This is a genomic window from Bacteroides fluxus YIT 12057 (genome assembly GCF_000195635.1).
In the GTDB taxonomy this organism is placed as follows: Bacteria; Bacteroidota; Bacteroidia; order Bacteroidales; family Bacteroidaceae; genus Bacteroides; species Bacteroides fluxus.
The window spans coordinates 91,247-109,013 of record NZ_GL882619.1 but is presented as its reverse complement, the minus strand read 5'-3'; the positions used below and the strand labels follow the sequence as shown (position 1 = coordinate 109,013).

General features: G+C 45.6%; 20 protein-coding genes. 13 read left to right on the top strand and 7 right to left on the bottom strand.

Going from position 1 to position 17,767, the window contains the following annotated elements:
- Window positions 1-201 precede the first annotated feature (201 nt).
- A complete protein-coding gene (locus HMPREF9446_RS05015) occupies window positions 202-969 on the top strand; it encodes a BT1926 family outer membrane beta-barrel protein (RefSeq protein WP_009124347.1) in 768 nt (255 codons plus the stop codon).
- On the opposite strand, the gene HMPREF9446_RS18630 is transcribed toward HMPREF9446_RS05015, so the two are convergent.
- Entirely contained in the window at window positions 966-1,127 is a 162-nt protein-coding gene (locus HMPREF9446_RS18630) for a hypothetical protein (protein WP_157243317.1), read from the bottom strand. The two genes, HMPREF9446_RS05015 and HMPREF9446_RS18630, sit on opposite strands and share 4 nt — an antisense overlap.
- 98 nt (window positions 1,128-1,225) lie before the next feature.
- Between HMPREF9446_RS18630 and HMPREF9446_RS05005 the strand changes: the two genes are divergently transcribed.
- On the top strand, window positions 1,226-3,496 hold the full coding sequence (locus tag HMPREF9446_RS05005; RefSeq protein ID WP_009124345.1) for a cation:proton antiporter: 2,271 nt from the start codon (window positions 1,226-1,228) through the stop codon (window positions 3,494-3,496).
- A 53-nt stretch (window positions 3,497-3,549) separates the two neighbouring features.
- Window positions 3,550-3,975 (top strand): HIT family protein, encoded by a 426-nt coding sequence (locus tag HMPREF9446_RS05000; RefSeq protein WP_009124344.1) that lies wholly within the window; start codon window positions 3,550-3,552, stop codon window positions 3,973-3,975.
- Window positions 3,976-4,029: 54 nt separating this feature from the next.
- Here HMPREF9446_RS05000 and HMPREF9446_RS04995 read toward each other — a convergent pair whose 3' ends face one another.
- From HMPREF9446_RS04995 to HMPREF9446_RS04975, 5 genes are all read right to left on the bottom strand, one after another.
- Window positions 4,030-5,016, bottom strand: a complete 987-nt coding sequence (locus HMPREF9446_RS04995; protein ID WP_009124343.1) for a Gfo/Idh/MocA family protein — start codon at window positions 5,014-5,016, stop codon at window positions 4,030-4,032.
- An 11-nt stretch (window positions 5,017-5,027) separates the two neighbouring features.
- A complete protein-coding gene (locus tag HMPREF9446_RS04990) occupies window positions 5,028-5,447 on the bottom strand; it encodes an RNA-binding S4 domain-containing protein (protein ID WP_009124342.1) in 420 nt (139 codons plus the stop codon).
- Window position 5,448: 1 nt separating this feature from the next.
- Window positions 5,449-6,012 carry an aminoacyl-tRNA hydrolase gene (pth, locus tag HMPREF9446_RS04985; RefSeq protein WP_009124341.1) on the bottom strand — a complete coding sequence of 188 codons (564 nt, stop codon included), beginning with the start codon at window positions 6,010-6,012 and terminating at the stop codon, window positions 5,449-5,451.
- 179 nt (window positions 6,013-6,191) lie between these two features.
- Window positions 6,192-6,782, bottom strand: coding sequence for a 50S ribosomal protein L25/general stress protein Ctc (locus HMPREF9446_RS04980; protein WP_009124340.1), 591 nt, complete (start codon window positions 6,780-6,782; stop codon window positions 6,192-6,194).
- 140 nt (window positions 6,783-6,922) lie between these two features.
- The gene (locus tag HMPREF9446_RS04975; protein WP_039968603.1) at window positions 6,923-7,324 is read right to left on the bottom strand and encodes a PUR family DNA/RNA-binding protein; all 402 of its coding nucleotides are present in this window, start codon (window positions 7,322-7,324) and stop codon (window positions 6,923-6,925) included.
- 180 nt (window positions 7,325-7,504) lie between these two features.
- On the opposite strand from HMPREF9446_RS04975, the gene nusB reads away from it, so the two are divergent.
- The 5 genes from nusB to HMPREF9446_RS04950 all read left to right on the top strand — a co-directional run bounded on the left by nusB (window position 7,505) and on the right by HMPREF9446_RS04950 (window position 10,975).
- On the top strand, window positions 7,505-8,431 hold the full coding sequence (gene nusB / locus HMPREF9446_RS04970; protein WP_009124338.1) for a transcription antitermination factor NusB: 927 nt from the start codon (window positions 7,505-7,507) through the stop codon (window positions 8,429-8,431).
- A 39-nt stretch (window positions 8,432-8,470) separates the two neighbouring features.
- Complete coding sequence (gene yajC, locus HMPREF9446_RS04965; RefSeq protein WP_009124337.1) at window positions 8,471-8,806, top strand: preprotein translocase subunit YajC; 336 nt, start codon at window positions 8,471-8,473, stop codon at window positions 8,804-8,806.
- 17 nt (window positions 8,807-8,823) lie between these two features.
- A complete protein-coding gene (locus tag HMPREF9446_RS04960; RefSeq protein WP_009124336.1) occupies window positions 8,824-9,840 on the top strand; it encodes a CdaR family protein in 1,017 nt (338 codons plus the stop codon).
- Window positions 9,830-10,456: a dephospho-CoA kinase gene (coaE, locus tag HMPREF9446_RS04955; protein WP_039968602.1), complete on the top strand. Its 627-nt coding sequence runs from the start codon at window positions 9,830-9,832 to the stop codon at window positions 10,454-10,456. The genes HMPREF9446_RS04960 and coaE overlap by 11 nt, the downstream gene beginning before the upstream one ends.
- Window positions 10,457-10,546: 90 nt before the next feature.
- Window positions 10,547-10,975 carry a DUF5606 family protein gene (locus tag HMPREF9446_RS04950; protein ID WP_009124334.1) on the top strand — a complete coding sequence of 143 codons (429 nt, stop codon included), beginning with the start codon at window positions 10,547-10,549 and terminating at the stop codon, window positions 10,973-10,975.
- A gap of 99 nt (window positions 10,976-11,074) precedes the next feature.
- On the opposite strand, the gene clpB is transcribed toward HMPREF9446_RS04950, so the two are convergent.
- Window positions 11,075-13,669, bottom strand: coding sequence for an ATP-dependent chaperone ClpB (clpB, locus tag HMPREF9446_RS04945; RefSeq protein ID WP_009124333.1), 2,595 nt, complete (start codon window positions 13,667-13,669; stop codon window positions 11,075-11,077).
- Between the two features lie 323 nt (window positions 13,670-13,992).
- Between clpB and HMPREF9446_RS04940 the strand changes: the two genes are divergently transcribed.
- The 5 genes from HMPREF9446_RS04940 (at window position 13,993) to HMPREF9446_RS04920 (ending at window position 17,765) form a co-directional block, all read left to right on the top strand.
- Window positions 13,993-14,589 (top strand): DUF6621 family protein, encoded by a 597-nt coding sequence (locus HMPREF9446_RS04940; protein ID WP_009124332.1) that lies wholly within the window; start codon window positions 13,993-13,995, stop codon window positions 14,587-14,589.
- A gap of 15 nt (window positions 14,590-14,604) precedes the next feature.
- Entirely contained in the window at window positions 14,605-15,501 is an 897-nt protein-coding gene (locus tag HMPREF9446_RS04935) for a LysR substrate-binding domain-containing protein (RefSeq protein ID WP_009124331.1), read from the top strand.
- A gap of 88 nt (window positions 15,502-15,589) precedes the next feature.
- Complete coding sequence (locus tag HMPREF9446_RS04930; protein ID WP_039968601.1) at window positions 15,590-16,612, top strand: YeiH family protein; 1,023 nt, start codon at window positions 15,590-15,592, stop codon at window positions 16,610-16,612.
- Between the two features lie 129 nt (window positions 16,613-16,741).
- Window positions 16,742-17,257 carry an RNA polymerase sigma factor gene (locus HMPREF9446_RS04925; RefSeq protein ID WP_009124329.1) on the top strand — a complete coding sequence of 172 codons (516 nt, stop codon included), beginning with the start codon at window positions 16,742-16,744 and terminating at the stop codon, window positions 17,255-17,257.
- Entirely contained in the window at window positions 17,238-17,765 is a 528-nt protein-coding gene (locus HMPREF9446_RS04920; RefSeq protein ID WP_009124328.1) for a hypothetical protein, read from the top strand. Before HMPREF9446_RS04925 ends, HMPREF9446_RS04920 begins: the two co-directional genes overlap by 20 nt.
- Window positions 17,766-17,767 lie beyond the last annotated feature (2 nt).

Genomic DNA, 17,767 nt, shown 5'->3' with positions numbered 1-17,767 from the left:
GAAAGATAATTATAGTGTAGCAGGCAATAATGCTGATGAATATGAAAAATTGATAGCTGATACAGAAGCTGAAATTAAAGAGTTGGAAGGTAAGATTGAAATTCAGACAGAAATTGTAGAACTTGCCAAGAAGCGTGTGGAAGCATATATCGCAGCACAGAAATAACCCCTAATATTAACGGCATTAAAACAAAAAGTAGCATGAAAATAACAAGACTTTTACTGTTAGCCGTTATGCCCATGGTGTGTCTTACAGCAAATGCGCAGCACGGTGGCAAAAAGGATTTCACCCCCAAGAAAGGTGACTTCACCCTTGCTGCGACTGTAGGATACAATAGCTACGCAAGCGTCAGCGCCCTTCCGGGCACGATGGCGAACTATGAAGCGGCGGCGCTCTCCACCAACTGGTCAGACAAGAAGCTGATGGTTGGTTTCGAGGCGGGCTGGTTCTTCAACGACTTGTGGAAACTTAACTTGGGTGGCGGTTTGAACTTCACGAATAACCCCGGTTATTCGGCAGTTCCCGGCACGATGGACGAAAATGCTTCTGCGGAGGATAACATGGGCGAGGTTCCCGGTTACCGTGCAGTAGCCGATGCTCAGTCATTCTCTTACAATGTCTTTGCAGGCGTCGATCGTTATTTTAAGATGAAGAATGTTCCTAACCTGATGTGGTACACGGGTTTGCGTGTAGGCATGGCTTATGCCCAGAACCAGATGAAGTATGACGAGTACGAGTCGATGGGTAAATCTGTTGGCGAGAGCTGGAATCTTCGCGGGTCTGTCACTATGGGTATCGATTACTTCGTACTGCCCGCCATGTACGTAGGCGCCCAGATCGATCCTTTTTCTTATACGTACAACATGACTGCGTATAAGCCTCAGGAGGGTTTGAGCAATCTGGATGCAGACAGCCATAATTTCAGCTTTTTGTCTGCTCCGACAATAAAGATTGGCTTTAAATTCTAATAAGGAATGCCCTCGGCATGCATCGCCTTGACGAGGGTATCTGTCAAAAGAACGGGTGCATGAATGGGAAAGGAGATGCACCCCTCTTTTCTCGGATGAAGAGTTTGGATGGTAGGGATATCCGTTGGCGGGTATCCCTGCTTGTCTTTTATAACCATGGAAAATGAAGAATTAAAAGAAAACTCTATGACAATTTCGCTAAAATCTGATGCGTTTTCTATATCTTTGTCAGTGAAAATGATAAACGGCAAATATTATGTCACATTTAGCTCCCTTGATAGCTGATTTAGCATTGATATTGATATGCGCAGGGATTATGACCCTGGTTTTTAAGAAGCTGAAACAACCGTTGGTATTGGGGTATGTAGTCGCAGGTTTTTTGGCGAGTCCCCACATGGCATACACCCCTTCGGTGATGGATACGGCGAACATACAGACATGGGCGGATATTGGCGTCATTTTCTTGTTGTTCGCATTAGGGCTTGAATTCAGTTTTAAGAAGATAGTGAAGGTGGGTGGGGCGGCCATTATCGCAGCATGCACCATTATCTTTTGCATGATACTGCTTGGAGTGGCGGTTGGTACCGGATTCGGGTGGAAGCGGATGGACTGCATCTTTTTGGGCGGTATGATTGCCATGTCGTCAACCACCATTATCTATAAAGCCTTTGATGATTTGGGAATGCGCAAGAAGCAATTTACGGGATTGGTGCTTAGCGTGTTGATTCTGGAAGATATCCTTGCCATCGTATTGATGGTGATGTTATCTACTATGGCGGTCAGCAATAATTTTGAAGGTGCCGAGATGTTGGGAAGCATTGCGAAATTACTTTTCTTTCTTATCCTGTGGTTCGTAGTGGGGATCTACCTCATTCCGGAATTGTTGAAACGTTGTCGTAAGCTGATGAGTGAGGAAACCCTGCTGATTGTTTCCTTGGGATTGTGTTTCGGTATGGTGGTTATGGCTGCCCATACCGGTTTCTCGGCAGCTTTCGGAGCCTTTATCATGGGGTCTATTCTTGCCGAGACGGTGGAAGCGGAGAGTATCGAGAGATTGGTGAAGCCTGTGAAGGACTTGTTCGGGGCCATTTTCTTCGTGTCGGTGGGTATGATGGTTGATCCTGCCATGATTATGGAATATGCCGGACCGATTGTAGTAATTACTTTGGCGGTTATTATCGGCCAGTCTCTTTTCGGCACTTTGGGGGTGCTGCTGGCCGGGCAGCCTCTTAAGACGGCGATGCAGTGCGGGTTCAGCTTGACGCAGATTGGTGAGTTTGCATTTATCATTGCTTCTTTGGGTGTCTCATTGCATGTAACCAGTCATTTCCTATATCCCATTGTGGTGGCCGTGTCTGTGATAACCACTTTTCTGACTCCTTACATGATTCGTGTGGCGGAGCCGGCTTCAAACTTTGTAGATACACATCTGCCGGACAAATGGAGGAAATTTCTTACCCGGTATGCTTCCGGGTCGCAGACGATGAATCATGAAAGCCTGTGGAAGAAACTGATATTTGCCTTGGTACGCATTACGGTGGTCTATTCCATCATCTGTGTGGCGGTGATTGCTTTGGCATTCCGTTTTTTGGTACCGTTCTTTCATGACAGTTTACCCGGAACTTGGGGCTCCTTGTTGGCCGCCTTGGTAATCATATTGTTTATTGCCCCCTTCCTGCGTGCCATCATGATTAAAAAGAACCATTCGGTAGAGTTTGTTACGCTATGGAATGACAGCCGTGGCAATCGTGCCCCGTTGGTCGCTACTATTGTATTGCGCGTCCTTCTGGCGGTTTCATTCGTCATGTTTGTGATAGCCGGTTTGTTTAAGGTTTCTGTGGGACTGGTGTTTGGAGTGGCTGTATTGTCGGTTATTGTGATGATACTTTCCCGTCAGCTGAAAAAGCAATCTATTCTGATTGAAAGGAAGTTCTTTCAGAATCTGCGTTATCGTGATATGCGTGCAGAGTATCTGGGAGAGAAGAAGCCGGAGTATGCGGGGCGCCTGCTTTCGCGTGATTTGCACTTGACGGATTTCGAGATACCCGGTGAGTCCGATTGGGCAGGCCGGACGTTGGCGGAATTGAATTTCGGCAAAAGATACGGGGTGCATGTGGTTTCCATACTCCGTGGCAAGAAACGGATAAATATTCCCGGAGCTGCCGTCCGTTTGTTTCCACAAGATAAAATACAGGTCATCGCAACGGATGAAGAATTGAATGTGTTTGGGCGGGAGATGAATAAGGTGTCTGCGATAGACTCTGATGTAATAGAAAAAAGCGAGATGATTTTACGCCAATTCCGTGTGGATGGAGATTCTCCTTTCTTGAACAAGACTTTGAAAGAAGCGGGTATTCGCGAGAAATACCATTGCCTGATTGCCGGAGTGGAAAGGGGAGAGGAGGCGTTGCATGCTCCCGACCCGCATGAACCTTTCGTAGAAGGGGATGTAGTCTGGATTGTCGGCGAAAATGATGATGTTTACCAATTAGTAGGGCAAAAGTGCGAAAATATCGACATGAAATAGCCGGTAAACCCGTATTTTTGACACGAAATAAAAACTATAAATAAAAGAATATCATGAAAAGTGATTCTAAAGAATGTCTGTACTGCCAGAATAATGAAACGTTGCACAATCTTATGATTGAGATTGCCCGGCTGAGTGTTTCACGCGTTTTCCTGTTCAAGGAGCAAACCTATAGAGGACGTTGTCTGGTTGCCTATAAAGACCATGTCAACGATCTGAATGAATTGAGCTACGAGGACCGTAATGCTTTTATGGACGATGTTGCCCGCGTGACCCGTGCCATGCAGAAAGCGTTTAATCCGGAGAAAATTAATTACGGTGCTTATTCTGATAAACTCTCTCACCTGCATTTCCATCTCGCTCCCAAATACGTGGACGGTCCCGATTATGGCGGTACTTTCCAGATGAATCCGGGTAAGGTTTATCTGACGGATGCTGAATATCAGGAGTTGATTGAGGCGGTAAAGAAAGAACTTTGATTGGAAACGAGGGGCTCAAGATAGGATTTGCCCTATTTTGAGCCTCTTTATTTATCACAGTTTTCCGAGTATCTTATCCATCACCCAGTTTGTCAGTGTAGCGCTTTCGCCGTCACAAGAGCAAACGGACTTCCCGAGGAGATGGTCCACTACAGCCTGGATGAGAGGCTGTTGTACATATACGGGGTTCTCGACGGGGATTTCTTCCCGACCTTTTTCTGTATGGAGGGCAATAGGATCGTAGGTGAAGACTGAAAAGCAAATCATTCCTTTGTCTCCGATAATCTCAATACGGTCTTCACGGGCGGATTCATGGGCTACAAAACACCAGGAACCGCTGCCCACCAAGCCGTTGTCAAACTGGAAACAGGCACTGAGAGTGTCTTCTGCGGGATACAACCCTCCGCGATTGCTCTTGTAGCCACTGGCTTCGAGTATGCAGCCGAATATTTCTTGCAACAAATCAATCTGATGGGGGGCCAAGTCATAGAAATATCCTCCTCCGGCTATATCCGGCTGTACCCGCCAGGGCAGATTGCCTTTGTTGTAATCCAAATCCCGTGGAGGTTGGGCAAAACGTATCTGGATATTGATAACGTTGCCGATGGCGCCGTCATCTACCAATGATTTTACTTTTTGAAAGTAGGGGAGATAGCGGCGGTAGTAAGCGACAAAACAGGGCACCCCTGTCTCTTTGGAAATGCGGTTGATGCGGCAACACTCTTCATACGTGACAGCCATCGGCTTTTCAATGTAAACCGGTTTTCCGGCTTTCATGGACATAATGGCATAAGTGGCATGAGAAGAGGGAGGAGTGGCGATATATACAGCGTTTACTTCCGGATCATCAATCAGCTCCTGGGCATCGTCATACCATTTGGGTATTCCTCTTTCTTTGGCGTATGCCTTGGCTTTCTCACCATTGCGGCTCATGACTGCCACAACTTCGGAACCTTCTATTTTCTGGAAAGCGGGTCCACTCTTATATTTGGTTACTTCTCCGCAACCGATGAATCCCCATTGTATCTTCTTTTCGCTCATAATCACCTTTTTTATTTTTCTTCAAAGTCAAATTCGAAATCAAAGTCGTCCATAAATTCCGGAGTGACAAACTCTTCCAGGCTGCGGCGGTCCTTTTTGGTGGGACGTCCGGTTCCTTTGGCGCGGTTTACGAAACCGCTGACGCGGCTCATCTCCAGCAATTCGTATTGGTCGGGAGTAGTGACATTTTCCATCATCTCGGATACCAGTTTAGCACCGACACGTTTTTCGATGGGTTGCAACACCTTGAAAGAGTAAGTGACGGGCGGCTTGCGCACTTGAATCACATCTCCCGGCTTTATCATGCGGGCGGCTTTGGCCAATGCCCCGTTGATGCTGACACGTCCTTTCTTGCAAGCTTCGGCTGCAATGGTGCGTGTCTTGAAAATACGTACAGCCCACATCCATTTGTCAATTCTGGCTTCGCTCATATTACTTTTTATTAAACTGATTCATGGTTATGTCAATTCCTGCCAGGCAGAAACTTTTGACTATTTCTCCGGCGGTTTTCAGCCGCTCGTCCATCGTTTTCCAGTCCTCGTCGGTGAAGTGCCCCAATACAAAGTCAATCTGACCGCCACGGGGAAATTCATTGCCTATGCCGAAACGCAGGCGGGCATAATTTTGTGTTCCCAAAGTTGCGGCTATATGTTTTAAGCCATTATGTCCGGCATCACTTCCTTTGCCCTTCAGGCGTAAAGTGCCGAAAGGCAGGGCGAGGTCGTCTACTACTATCAATACATTCTCCAACGGAATGTTTTCTTTTTGCATCCAATAGCGTACAGCGTTACCGCTGAGGTTCATATAGGTAGATGGTTTTAGCAGTAATAGCTGCCGGCCTTTTACTGAGAGGGTAGTGGTGAAACCATAACGTCTGTCGGTGAAGGTGGCGCCTGCTGCCTTTGCCAAGGCATCGACTACCATGAATCCTATATTGTGGCGGGTCTCGTGGTATTCGGGACCTATATTACCTAATCCAACAATTAAGTATTTCATCGTCAATGAATTAATGTTATAGGTGAATCACACGTTCATGACAGGCTGCCAGGCAGCCAATCATCGGGTGATAAAAAAAGGAACGCGGATTATCGCAGTTATCCGCGGATTATTTATAAAATCTGCGTTTTCTGCGTTAATCCGCGTTCCGGAATATTTTCTTCTAAAAGAAAAACTGATTAGTTGTTTGCGGCAGCAGCGGCACCTCTTGCGGCACGAGTCAACTTAACTGCACATACAACAGCTTCTTTAGCATTCAACAATTCCAGGTTTTCGTAGCTCAATTCGCCAACTTTGACTGTCTTGCCCAAACCAAGGTGAGCAACGTTTACAGTCAACTTCTCGGGAATCAAGTTGTACAAAGCTTTCACTTTCAGCTTACGCATCTGCAAAGTCAGCTTACCACCGGCTTTCACACCTTCTGCAAGACCTTCCAACTGTACCGGAACTTCCATTACGATAGGCTTAGCCTCGTCAATCTGATAGAAGTCAACGTGCAGGATTGTATCTTTTACAGGGTGGAATTGGATATCTTTCAAAATAGCATTTACTTTTTTGCCGTCGATAATCAGGTCAACCACGTAGATGTGCGGAGTGTAAATCAAGTTACGCAGACCTTCTACAGGTACAGTGAAGTGAACGTTTTCACCTGCTCCATAAAGTACACAAGGTACACCGTTGTCTTTACGAATAGCTTTCAAAGCTCTTGCCTGTTCCGAAGAACGTTCTGCAATTGTTCTTGCAGTTCCTTTTACTTCAATTGATTTCATTTTCTAAAAGTTTTGTGTTACTCTAAATTAAGTATTTATTTTGCTTAATTCACCATCACACGATGTGGGTTCACCACACGATGTTGCAAAAAAGCGGTGCAAAAGTACAGCTTCTTTTTGAATATTCAAAAGTTTATAGCTTAAAAATCAATGTCTATCTTGATTTCTCCATCCAAAGGAGTCGCTTTCTCTTCCTGTAATTCGGCTTGGGACGTTTCCATGCCGGTGGTTTCACTGTCGTCAAGCTGCCTTGTATAGTCTTGTTGCTCCTGGATAAAATTAACGGCTTGCTGCAAACCATTCATGAACTTCTCGAAATCTTCTTTATATAGAAAGATTTTATGTTTCTCGAAGCTGACTTGTGAGTCATCCCCTTCGCCCATCACTATCTTTTTACTTTCTGTGATAGCGAGAAACATTTCGTCTTTCCTGTTTTTCTTGACGTCTAAATAGTAGATGCGTTTTCCTGCCTTAATGGATTGGGAGAATACAATTTCCTTGTCGTTCATATCCGCTCCGGCTTTCTTTTTTAAGTCTTCCATATTATAATAGGTCTCAATTTTGGTGTTATCGGGTTCAAAATTGACGATTTTTTTTAAACTGTCAAAAGAAAAAGCACGGATAATCAATATCTGCATTAAAAAATGTGATTTATTTATGTAAACTCATTAAAAATGCCTACTTTTGCAACTCGTTAAAACACCAGTATTTACTTTAGAATTATGATTAACAGAGTTCTTATTCGTCTTAAGATTATACAGATTGTATATGCTTATTATCAGAACGGCAGTAAAAATTTAGACTCAGCGGAGAAAGAGTTGTTCTTTAGCCTGTCCAAGGCATACGACCTTTACAACTACTTGCTGATGCTGATGATAGCGCTGACGAACTACGCACAAAAGCGCATTGATGCGGCAAAAGCCAAGTTAGCCCCTACGGCAGAAGAGTTGTATCCCAACATGAAATTTGTGGAAAACAAGTTCATTTCCCAATTGGAGGTGAACAAGCAATTGTTGGAATTCAGTGCCAACCAGAAACGTACTTGGACAAATGATGAAGATTTTGTCAAGGGATTATATGAGAAGATTATAGGTTCTGATATATATAAGGAATATATGGCTTCTTCGGATGATTCTTATGAAGCCGACCGTGAATTGTGGAGGAAACTCTACAAGACATTTGTCTTTAATGATGAGGCCTTGGATGCCTTGCTTGAGGATCAGAGTCTTTATTGGAATGATGACAAGGAAATTGTCGATACATTCGTGTTGAAAACCATCAAACGTTTTGAGGAGAAGAAAGGGGCTAACCAGGAATTGTTGCCCGAATTCAAAGATGATGAGGACCAGGAATTTGCCCGTCGCCTCTTCCGCCGTACCATCTTGAATTGTGATTACTACCGCCATCTTATTAGCGAGAATACCCGTAACTGGGATTTGGACCGTGTGGCATTTATGGACGTTGTGATTATGCAATGTGCATTGGCCGAGATTTTGAGCTTTCCGAACATTCCGGTCAGTGTTTCGTTAAATGAGTACGTGGATATAGCCAAAGTATATAGCACGGTTAAAAGTGGAAGCTTTGTTAATGGCACTTTGGATGGAATAGTTAATCAATTGAAAAAAGAAGGTAAGTTAACGAAAAACTGATACCTTTGTTGAATATTAAAAACTAAAACTGAGTATTTTATGAACTTAATGACTGTATTTTTCCTGCAAGCTCCTGCTGCAGGTCCTGCTGGAGGCGGTAGCTTAATGTGGATTATGCTGATAGCTATGTTCGTTATCATGTATTTCTTTATGATTCGCCCGCAGAATAAGAAACAGAAGGAAATTGCAAACTTTCGCAAATCACTCCAGGTGAACCAGAAAGTGATTACAGCCGGTGGTATTCATGGCGTTATCAAGGAAATCAATGACAACGACGTAGTTCTTGAAATTGCTTCCAACGTTAAGATACGTATCGACAAGAATTCTATTTTTGCTGCGGCGGCTGATGCCAACAGCAGCCAGGCTTCTAAATAATAAGGGACGGTGAGCCTATGTTCGAACGTAGGAACATACAAAGAATATATCTAAAGATAGTCAGACAAATGAAGGACTTCCTGCTCAGTGATAAGAGCAGGGAGTTCTTCATTTTTTTGTTTTTCTTCTTCATAGCCGGTGGCTTTTGGCTGTTGCAGACACTGAACAACGATTATGAAACCGAATTCTCCATTCCTGTAAAGCTGAAGGGAGTTCCCAATAACATGGTGATTACTTCGGAACCGGCTCCGGAACTCAGAATCAAGGTAAAGGATAAGGGCACTGTGCTTCTTAACTATATGTTGGGAAAGAGTTTTTATCCCGTTACTTTGGATTTTGCGGATTATAAGGGAAACAACAACCATGTAAGGGTTTTTGCCCCTCAGTTTGAGAAGAAGATTCTGAGCCAGCTGAACGTTTCGACCCGTTTGCTTTCGATGAAGCCCGATACGTTGGAATATTATTATTCCACGGGAGCCTCCAAGCTGGTGCCTGTCAAGCTTCAAGGTACGGTGAGCGCAGGACGGCAGTATTATCTTTCCGATACGATATTCAGTCCCGATTCAGTCTTGGTATATGCCCCGGCGGATGTGTTGGATACCATAACGGCTGCCTATACCCGGCGTGTCAAGTTGGAAGATATATCCGACACTTTGAAGCAGCAAGTGCCGTTGGTCAATCAGAAAGGGGTGAAGTTTGTTCCTGCATCCATTGAAATGATGCTTCCGGTAGATATTTATACGGAAAAGTCGGTAGAAGTGCCCTTGCGGGGAGTGAATTTTCCGGCAGACAAAGTGTTGCGTGCATTTCCTTCTAAGGTGCAGGTTACCTTTCAAATAGGGTTGAGCCGCTTCCGGCAAATCGGCGCGAATGATTTTCATATCTATGTTTCCTATGAAGAACTGTTGCGTTTAGGGTCCGATAAATATACCGTAAAATTGAAAAATGTACCGAAGGGTGTAAGTCATGTACGTTTTAATCCGGAACAGGTCGATTTCCTGATAGAGCAAGTTTCCCCGAATGATGGCAATTAAGTTGGGTATAACCGGTGGTATCGGCAGCGGCAAGAGCCTTGTATGCCGGTTGTTGGAAGTCATGGGAGTTCCTGTGTACATATCGGATGCGGAGACTAAGCAACTGATGGTTGCGGATTTTTCTATCCGTGAAGGACTGGTTGCATTGCTCGGCGAAAACGTTTATGCGGACGGCGTGCTGAATAAACCGTTGCTGGCTTCCTATCTGTTTGGAGATCCCGGGCATGCCCGGCAGGTAAACGGCATTGTACATCCCCGTGTGAAGGAGGACTTCAGGCGTTGGGTACAGTGCCATGATGTGTTTCCGGTAGTGGCTATCGAATCGGCCATATTGATTGAGGCCGGTTTTGCAGGAGAGGTGGATGTCGTGGTCATGGTTTATGCACCGGAAGAAATACGGATTGAGCGTGCCGTCAGGCGTGATTCTTCTTCACGGGAACTGATAGAGAAACGCGTCCGGAGCCAGATGAGTGATGAAGAGAAGCGCAGGCAGGCAGATTTTGTCATTGTAAACGACGGTGAGGCTCCGTTGATTCCACAGGTTTTAGAGCTGATTGATTCGCTGTCCAAGAAAAGCGGTTGTCTTTCGAGAAGACAGGCACCGCCTCAGCGATAAAAATAAGCAAGCTTATTTTGTATTGTCTTTGGCTTGCACTATCTTTGCCCACCGAAAAAGCAACTACTAATAATCAAAACAGAATATACTATGTTGAAGACTATTTTGTCTATTTCCGGTAAACCGGGATTGTATAAACTCGTTTCTCAAGGAAAAAACATGCTGATTGTAGAGTCACTTGCTGACAAGAAGCGTTTTCCTGCTTATGGTAATGAGAAAATTATTTCGTTGGGTGATATCGCCATGTACACAGATACGGAAGACGTTCCTTTGAAAGACGTGTTTCTTTCTATGAAGACGAAGGAAAACGGTGAAGCTGTAGCAATGGATTTGAAGAAAGCGACTTCCGAGGAACTTTATTCATATTTGGGAGAGGTGTTGCCTTCTTTTGATCGTGACCGTGTGCACCTGTCAGATATCAAGAAGCTGATTTCCTGGTATAACTTGCTTGTAAAGAGTGGTATGACGGATTTTGAAGAGGCTCCGGCTGAAGAGGCAAAAGAAGAAAGTGCAGAATAAGCCGGTATGATTTCCGGGTAAAAGCCTGCCTATAATATAAAAACAGCTTTGAAACGTATCGGTTTCAAAGCTGTTTTTTTATTTGGAATAAGCCGCAACTTAGTTCTTGAAAATCAATCCGTCGTTGGCAGCATTGGCATCCACGATAATCGGTCTGCTGCGATCTACCTCTTGTGCCAGCAACTTCTTGGACAAGTCGTTCAGCAGATAGTGCTGGATGGCACGTTTTACCGGGCGGGCGCCGAATTCGGGGTCATAGCCGGTGTTGGAGAGGAAGTCTATAGCCGCGTCGGCCAGTACCAGATCCACACCATTGGCCGAAAGCATTTTCTGTACGCTCTTGATTTGAAGAACTACAATCTGCTTGATTTCTTTTTCTGTCAATGGCAGGAACATGATCGTTTCGTCAATACGGTTCAAGAATTCCGGACGTATGGTCTTTTTCAGCATATTCATCACCTCTTTCTTGGTTTCCTCCACAATCTCTTCCTTGTTGGAGCTGTTCAGTTTCTCCATCTGGCTTTGGATGTAGGCGCTACCCATATTGGAGGTCATGATGATGATGGTATTCTTGAAGTTCACGGTACGGCCTTTATTGTCTGTCAGACGTCCGTCGTCGAGCACTTGCAGCAAGATGTTGAATACATCCGGATGCGCTTTCTCGATTTCGTCGAACAAGACGACAGAGTAAGGCTTGCGTCGTACGGCCTCCGTCAGCTGCCCGCCTTCATCGTAGCCTACGTATCCCGGAGGCGCTCCGACCAGGCGTGAAACGCTATGCTTCTCCTGATATTCGCTCATGTCGATACGGGTCATCATCGTCTCGTCGTCGAAGAGAAACTCGGCCAAAGCCTTTGCCAGTTCCGTTTTGCCCACACCGGTGGTTCCCAGAAAGAGGAATGAACCGATGGGGCGCTTCGGATCTTGCAATCCGGCACGGCTACGGCGCACGGCGTCGCTGACGGCTGCAATGGCTTCGTCCTGGCCGATGACGCGTTGGTGCAACTCGTCTTCCAGGTGCAGCAGCTTGTCTTTTTCACTTTGCAGCATCTTGCTCACCGGTATGCCCGTCCAGCGGGATACAACATCCGCTATGTCTTCGGCATCCACTTCTTCCTTGATCATGGCTTTGTCACCTTGCATTCCGTGCAGCTTCTGCTGTGTCTCCTCGATTTCTTTGTTCAAGGCCTGCAGCTTTCCGTAACGGATTTCGGCAACCTTTCCGTAATCTCCTTCACGTTCGGCTTTGTCTGCTTCGAATTTCAGATTCTCGATTTCGATTTTATTCTGCTGGATTTTATTGACCAGGGTCTTTTCACTTTGCCATTTGGCTTTATAGGAACTTTCCTGTTCTTTCAATTCGGCAAGCTCTTTACCGATTTGCTCCAGTTTGGGCTTGTCGTTTTCACGTTTGATGGCTTCCCGTTCTATTTCCAGCTGCTTGATTTTCCGGGAGATTTCATCCAGCTCTTCCGGTACCGAATCCACTTCCATGCGGAGTTTGGCAGCAGCTTCATCCATAAGGTCAATGGCCTTGTCCGGCAAGAAACGGTCGGTAATGTAACGGTTGCTCAATTCCACGGCAGCAATGATGGCATCGTCTTTGATACGTACGTGATGATGGTTCTCATAACGCTCCTTCAGGCCACGCAGGATGGAAATGGTACTCAGCGTATCCGGCTCGTTCACCATGACAATCTGGAAACGGCGTTCCAAGGCTTTGTCCTTTTCGAAATACTTCTGATATTCATCAAGGGTAGTGGCTCCGATGCTTCTCAGTTCACCGCGTGCCAGGGCCGGTTTCAGAATGTTGGCGGCATCCATGGCGCCCTCGCCCTTTCCCGCACCCACCAGGGTATGGATTTCATCAATGAAGAGGATGATGTCCCCTTCCGACTTCTTTACTTCATTGATAACGGCCTTCAGACGTTCTTCAAATTCGCCTTTGTATTTGGCGCCGGCCACCAGTGCACCCATATCCAGAGAATAGACCTGCTTGTTCTTCAGGTTCTCGGGGACATCCCCGCGCAATATACGGTGGGCAAGTCCTTCCACGATGGCCGTTTTACCGGTACCAGGTTCACCGATAAGAATCGGGTTGTTCTTGGTACGCCGGCTCAGAATCTGCAGGACACGCCGTATCTCCTCGTCACGGCCGATGACGGGATCCAGTTTGCCGCTGCGGGCGGCTTCGTTCAGATTAATGGCATACTTTTCCAACGACTGGTAAGTGTCTTCACTGGATTGTGAAGTAACCTTTTCTCCTTTTCGCAGTTCGTTGATGGCTTCCCGCAGTTCGCGTTCCGTCATCCCGGCATCCTTCAGGATGGTAGATGCCGTACTTTTCACGTTCAGCAGAGCCAGCAGTACCGGTTCCAAGGAGACGAATTCATCACCCATTTCCTTGGAGTATTGGGTGGCCTTCTGGAATACTTCGTTCGTTTCGCGGCTCAAGTAGGGCTCTCCGCCGGATACTTTAGGCAGGGAATCAATCTGCTTGTCCAGTACAAGCGCTATCTGCTGACCGTTCATGCCGAGCTTCTGGAAGATGAAGTTGGTGACATTTTCACCCACTTTCATCACACTCTGAAGCACATGCACGGGTTCGATGGCTTGCTGTCCCCGGCCTTGTACAAGATTCACAGCTTCCTGCACTGCTTCTTGCGCTTTAATGGTAAAGTTGTTAAAGTTCATATTTTGTTCTCCTTTCTTTTATCGGTTTCATAACACTTGGGAAGGCGCAAAAGATTTGCCATTGGCATATTCCGGACAAAATTTCAGTAAAAAGAGTGCGATGGATGACAAAATGTCTCATTTTCAGCCCACTTGTCTATACGGGGCACCCTGCTTCTCTTATACTACGAGTGTATCTTGATAAATAAGTTGCTTTGTCATTCGTTTTTTCGCATATATGGCGGGTGTTGATGATTATTTTTGTACTTTTACACTTTCATTGGCTTGATTCCTTGGTGGGATCGGAGTCTTAAACAAATAAACAAATAAAAAAACAGGAAACAATGAACGATGAAATAAAGTTCCCGGCGAATGTGATATTGATAGATGTTGCATTTTTGAATGAGACGGTATGTAGTGCAAAGAACTTCTTGGAAAACAAGTTGGGACGAAAGTTGCCCGATATTGACCTGCCGGCATGGCTGAGCTATCTGGCGCTGGACGCCGGTTTGAGAGAAGGAGAAAATGAGGTGGAAGTGTTATTGGTGCACACCCAGGCAGGGCATGTGCTGAGATGTTGTGAACCGTCCGATGTGGATAAGTTGAACCATCAGGCATGTCGTACACCGTTGGGTGAATTCGCATTTTCTTCCGTAACTTCTTCCGGTTTTGTATCGACAGAGGAGTTGTTTCTCGACTTGATGAATCTGGCGCTTGATTCTGCTGATGTGAAATGTCTGATGCTGTTGCCTTTCCATCAGGTATATGGTAGCAGGGTGGAAGAGAAACTGGCTGGTTTCTTCAAGGATAAAAGTGAGGAAGAGAAGGGTAAGGCAGTCTATTTCACACTGGAGGAACCTATGGAGCCGGTACATTGCCGTTGGGAACCGGTGATTTATTCTTTGGCGCACGTTCTTGGCATTAAGTCTGATGAATTATAGGATATAGGAAGTTTTATGGGTGATTTTCGTTTGAAAGTGTTCCAGTCAGTAGCGAAGAATCTGAGCTTTACAAAAGCTTCGCAGGAATTGTTTATCAGCCAGCCTGCCATCACCAAGCATGTACAGGAATTGGAGACTGCCTATCAGACGCGTCTGTTCGACCGCCAGGGAAGTAAAATCAGCCTGACGGAATCGGGCAAGCTGCTGTTGGAACATTGTGAACGGATTTTGGAAGACTATAAACGGTTGGAGTATGAGATGCACCTGCTGCACAATGAATATACCGGTGAACTGAAATTGGGTGCCAGTACAACCATTGCGCAGTATGTGCTTCCTGCGATGTTGGGCGGTTTCATAGGAAAGTTTCCGGAAGTCAGCCTGTCATTGATGAACGGCAACTCGCGCGAGATAGAAGTTGCCCTGCAGGAACACCGCATAGATTTGGGATTGGTGGAAGGCGTATTCCGCTTGCCGAATCTTAAATATACCACTTTTCTTGAAGATGAGCTTGTGGCTGTAATCCGTACTAATTCCAAGTTGCCGGTGGGAGAAGAAATCACACCGGAGGAGTTGTTGGATTTGCCTTTGGTGCTCCGTGAAAGAGGGTCCGGTACGCTGGATGTTTTTGAAAGAGCGTTGCAACAGCATAATATAAAGTTATCGTCATTGAAGGTCTTGATGTATCTGGGCAGTACGGAAAGCATAAAGCTCTTTTTGGAACATACGGATTGTCTGGGAATCGTTTCTGTGCGCTCTATCGGCCGTGAGCTCTATTCAGGGCAACTGCGTGTTGTCGAAATAAAAAGCATGCCCATGCAGCGCGAGTTTAGTTTTGCACAACCGCAAGGACAGGAGAGTGGTTTGGCGCAGGTATTCATGCAGTTTGCCATACATCATAATCATAAGTTATAGCTTATAAGTAGAAACGATTGGTGTGTTTGGGAAAAGAAGCCTAACTTTGCACCCGGAAAAATAAGAACAAACTTAAAAAATGAAAAGTATGGCTTCAAATCGAGTATTGGCAAAGAGTATCAACTTGCCTTTTCTGCAGGACAATAAAAAGATTATCTATGTTTCTCTCCTCACTCTTCTCTCATTCTTCTTGTTTCTGGACTACATTCCCGGCATGCATGCCTATTCTGCATGGGTTACCCCTCCGGTAGCTTTGTTTTTAGGACTGGCTTTTGCGTTGCTGTGCGGGCAGGCCCATCCCAAATTCAATAAAAAGACTTCCAAATATCTGTTGCAGTATTCTGTTGTGGGCTTGGGGTTCGGCATGAATCTGCAGGCTTCTTTGGCTTCCGGTAAGGAAGGGATGGAATTTACTGTTATTTCCGTGGTAGGCACATTGCTTGTCGGTTGGGTGATTGGCCGTAAGTTCTTGAAAGTAGATCGTGATACATCTTACCTCATCAGTTCCGGTACTGCCATTTGCGGGGGGAGTGCCATTGCAGCCGTCGGACCGGTATTGAAGGCAAAGGACAGTGAAATGTCAGTGGCATTGGGCACTATCTTCATCTTGAATGCCATTGCACTGTTCATCTTCCCGATGATCGGGCACGCCTTGAACATGAGCCAGCATGAGTTCGGGACATGGGCGGCCATTGCCATCCATGATACCAGTTCGGTGGTAGGCGCAGGTGCCGCTTACGGGGAAGAAGCGCTGAAGGTGGCAACCACCATCAAACTGACGCGTGCGTTATGGATCATACCTTTGGCATTTATTACTTCGTTCATATTCAAGAGCAAGGGACAGAAGATTAGCATTCCCTGGTTCATTTTCTTCTTTGTATTGGCCATGATTTTCAACACTTATGTATTGAGTACAACCGAAATGGGCATGCAAGTCGGGGCGGGTATCAATGACTTTGCACGCAAGACACTGACTATTACGTTGTTCTTTATCGGTGCTTCCTTGTCGCGCGATGTGTTGAAAGCAGTGGGCATCAAACCTTTGGTGCAAGGTGTGCTGCTGTGGGTGGTAATCAGCCTGAGTACATTGGCCTATATTTATTGGTTCTAAAGCAAGTACACACCCCGTGATTGCCGGGGTGTTTTTTTATATCTCCATTTTTCTTTCCGTACTGTAACAAAATCCTTCCGGTTTACGTCTAAGGGTATAAAAGAATCATTGAGTATCATTTAAAAGCCCATGGATGCTGAAAGTTTTAAAAAAGAGTTTCTACCCTATCATCATAAGCTGTATTGCATAGCCTATAGGTTATTGGAGAATGCCGCTGATGCTGAAGACTTGGTGCAGGAGGCTTATCTGAAGCTATGGGATAAAAGGGAAGGACTGGCAGTGATCAGCAATCCGGAAGCTTTCAGTGTTATTCTGGTGAAAAATATGTGCTTTGATTTGCTCCGTTCCGGAAAATATGCTTTGAGCAAGCAGCTTGTGGAACTGACGGAAGTGCATACGGTTTCTCCGGCAGATAATCTGGAGATACGTGATGAGGTACAACAAGTGAAGAACATCATTGCCCGCTTGCCCGAACAGCAACAACGTATTGTAACACTAAGGGACGTGAAAGGGTGTTCTTATGAAGAAATAGAACATGCCACCGGATTGAATGCCACCAATGTCCGTGTGTTGTTGTCCCGGGCTAGAAAGAGAATACGTGAGGAATTTAATAAATGGAGTAACTATGAAAGTCGAAGAATTTGAAAAATTGCTTGCCGGTTTTTATGAAGGAAATACGGATGAGCAGGAAGAAGAGCTGTTGAAGGAAGCTTTCAGGACAGATGAAGTGCCCGGACACTTGCTGACGGACAAGAGACTTTTCCAGAGTCTTTTGGAGCAGGAAGTGAATGTGGAGAATGCTCCTGCCGGATTGGAAAGTAAACTGAGTCGGCTGATTGATGAAAAGGCCGCAGAGGAGCAGATGTTTTTTCATCGCAATAAAGTGAAACGCAACTGGCACTGGATAGGAGGGATTGCAGCTACTGTCTTGCTTCTGATAGGAATCGGCTATGCCATTCCAAATATAGGAGAAGATAAGTGCCCGCCTGCGCTGCAGGATACCTTTTCTGACCCGGAGGCTGCTTATAGGGCATTACAGGCCACATTGATAGAAGTTTCTACCCATCTTAACAAGGGAATTGAGCAGGTAGAGGCAACCAGGTTGGATGTGTTGACGGTGAATCGGGAAATTAGGAATGAAATTCAAAGATAATC

What these genes read in the sequence shown, in the direction of transcription:
- HMPREF9446_RS04980 (WP_009124340.1), bottom strand. Translation starts at nt 6,782, where the DNA reads ATGAAATCAATTGAAGTAAAAGGAACTGCAAGAACAATTGCAGAACGT.
- yajC (WP_009124337.1), top strand. Translation starts at nt 8,471, where the DNA reads ATGAACTTAATGACTGTATTTTTCCTGCAAGCTCCTGCTGCAGGTCCT.
- HMPREF9446_RS04960 (WP_009124336.1), top strand. Translation starts at nt 8,824, where the DNA reads ATGTTCGAACGTAGGAACATACAAAGAATATATCTAAAGATAGTCAGA.
- HMPREF9446_RS04935 (WP_009124331.1), top strand. Translation starts at nt 14,605, where the DNA reads ATGGGTGATTTTCGTTTGAAAGTGTTCCAGTCAGTAGCGAAGAATCTG.
- pth (WP_009124341.1), bottom strand. Translation starts at nt 6,012, where the DNA reads ATGAAATACTTAATTGTTGGATTAGGTAATATAGGTCCCGAATACCAC.
- HMPREF9446_RS04925 (WP_009124329.1), top strand. Translation starts at nt 16,742, where the DNA reads ATGGATGCTGAAAGTTTTAAAAAAGAGTTTCTACCCTATCATCATAAG.
- HMPREF9446_RS18630 (WP_157243317.1), bottom strand. Translation starts at nt 1,127, where the DNA reads ATGGTTATAAAAGACAAGCAGGGATACCCGCCAACGGATATCCCTACC.
- coaE (WP_039968602.1), top strand. Translation starts at nt 9,830, where the DNA reads ATGGCAATTAAGTTGGGTATAACCGGTGGTATCGGCAGCGGCAAGAGC.
- clpB (WP_009124333.1), bottom strand. Translation starts at nt 13,669, where the DNA reads ATGAACTTTAACAACTTTACCATTAAAGCGCAAGAAGCAGTGCAGGAA.
- HMPREF9446_RS04995 (WP_009124343.1), bottom strand. Translation starts at nt 5,016, where the DNA reads ATGAGCGAAAAGAAGATACAATGGGGATTCATCGGTTGCGGAGAAGTA.
- HMPREF9446_RS05005 (WP_009124345.1), top strand. Translation starts at nt 1,226, where the DNA reads ATGTCACATTTAGCTCCCTTGATAGCTGATTTAGCATTGATATTGATA.
- HMPREF9446_RS04990 (WP_009124342.1), bottom strand. Translation starts at nt 5,447, where the DNA reads ATGAGCGAAGCCAGAATTGACAAATGGATGTGGGCTGTACGTATTTTC.
- HMPREF9446_RS04940 (WP_009124332.1), top strand. Translation starts at nt 13,993, where the DNA reads ATGAACGATGAAATAAAGTTCCCGGCGAATGTGATATTGATAGATGTT.
- nusB (WP_009124338.1), top strand. Translation starts at nt 7,505, where the DNA reads ATGATTAACAGAGTTCTTATTCGTCTTAAGATTATACAGATTGTATAT.
- HMPREF9446_RS04920 (WP_009124328.1), top strand. Translation starts at nt 17,238, where the DNA reads ATGAAAGTCGAAGAATTTGAAAAATTGCTTGCCGGTTTTTATGAAGGA.
- HMPREF9446_RS04950 (WP_009124334.1), top strand. Translation starts at nt 10,547, where the DNA reads ATGTTGAAGACTATTTTGTCTATTTCCGGTAAACCGGGATTGTATAAA.
- HMPREF9446_RS05015 (WP_009124347.1), top strand. Translation starts at nt 202, where the DNA reads ATGAAAATAACAAGACTTTTACTGTTAGCCGTTATGCCCATGGTGTGT.
- HMPREF9446_RS04930 (WP_039968601.1), top strand. Translation starts at nt 15,590, where the DNA reads ATGGCTTCAAATCGAGTATTGGCAAAGAGTATCAACTTGCCTTTTCTG.
- HMPREF9446_RS04975 (WP_039968603.1), bottom strand. Translation starts at nt 7,324, where the DNA reads ATGGAAGACTTAAAAAAGAAAGCCGGAGCGGATATGAACGACAAGGAA.
- HMPREF9446_RS05000 (WP_009124344.1), top strand. Translation starts at nt 3,550, where the DNA reads ATGAAAAGTGATTCTAAAGAATGTCTGTACTGCCAGAATAATGAAACG.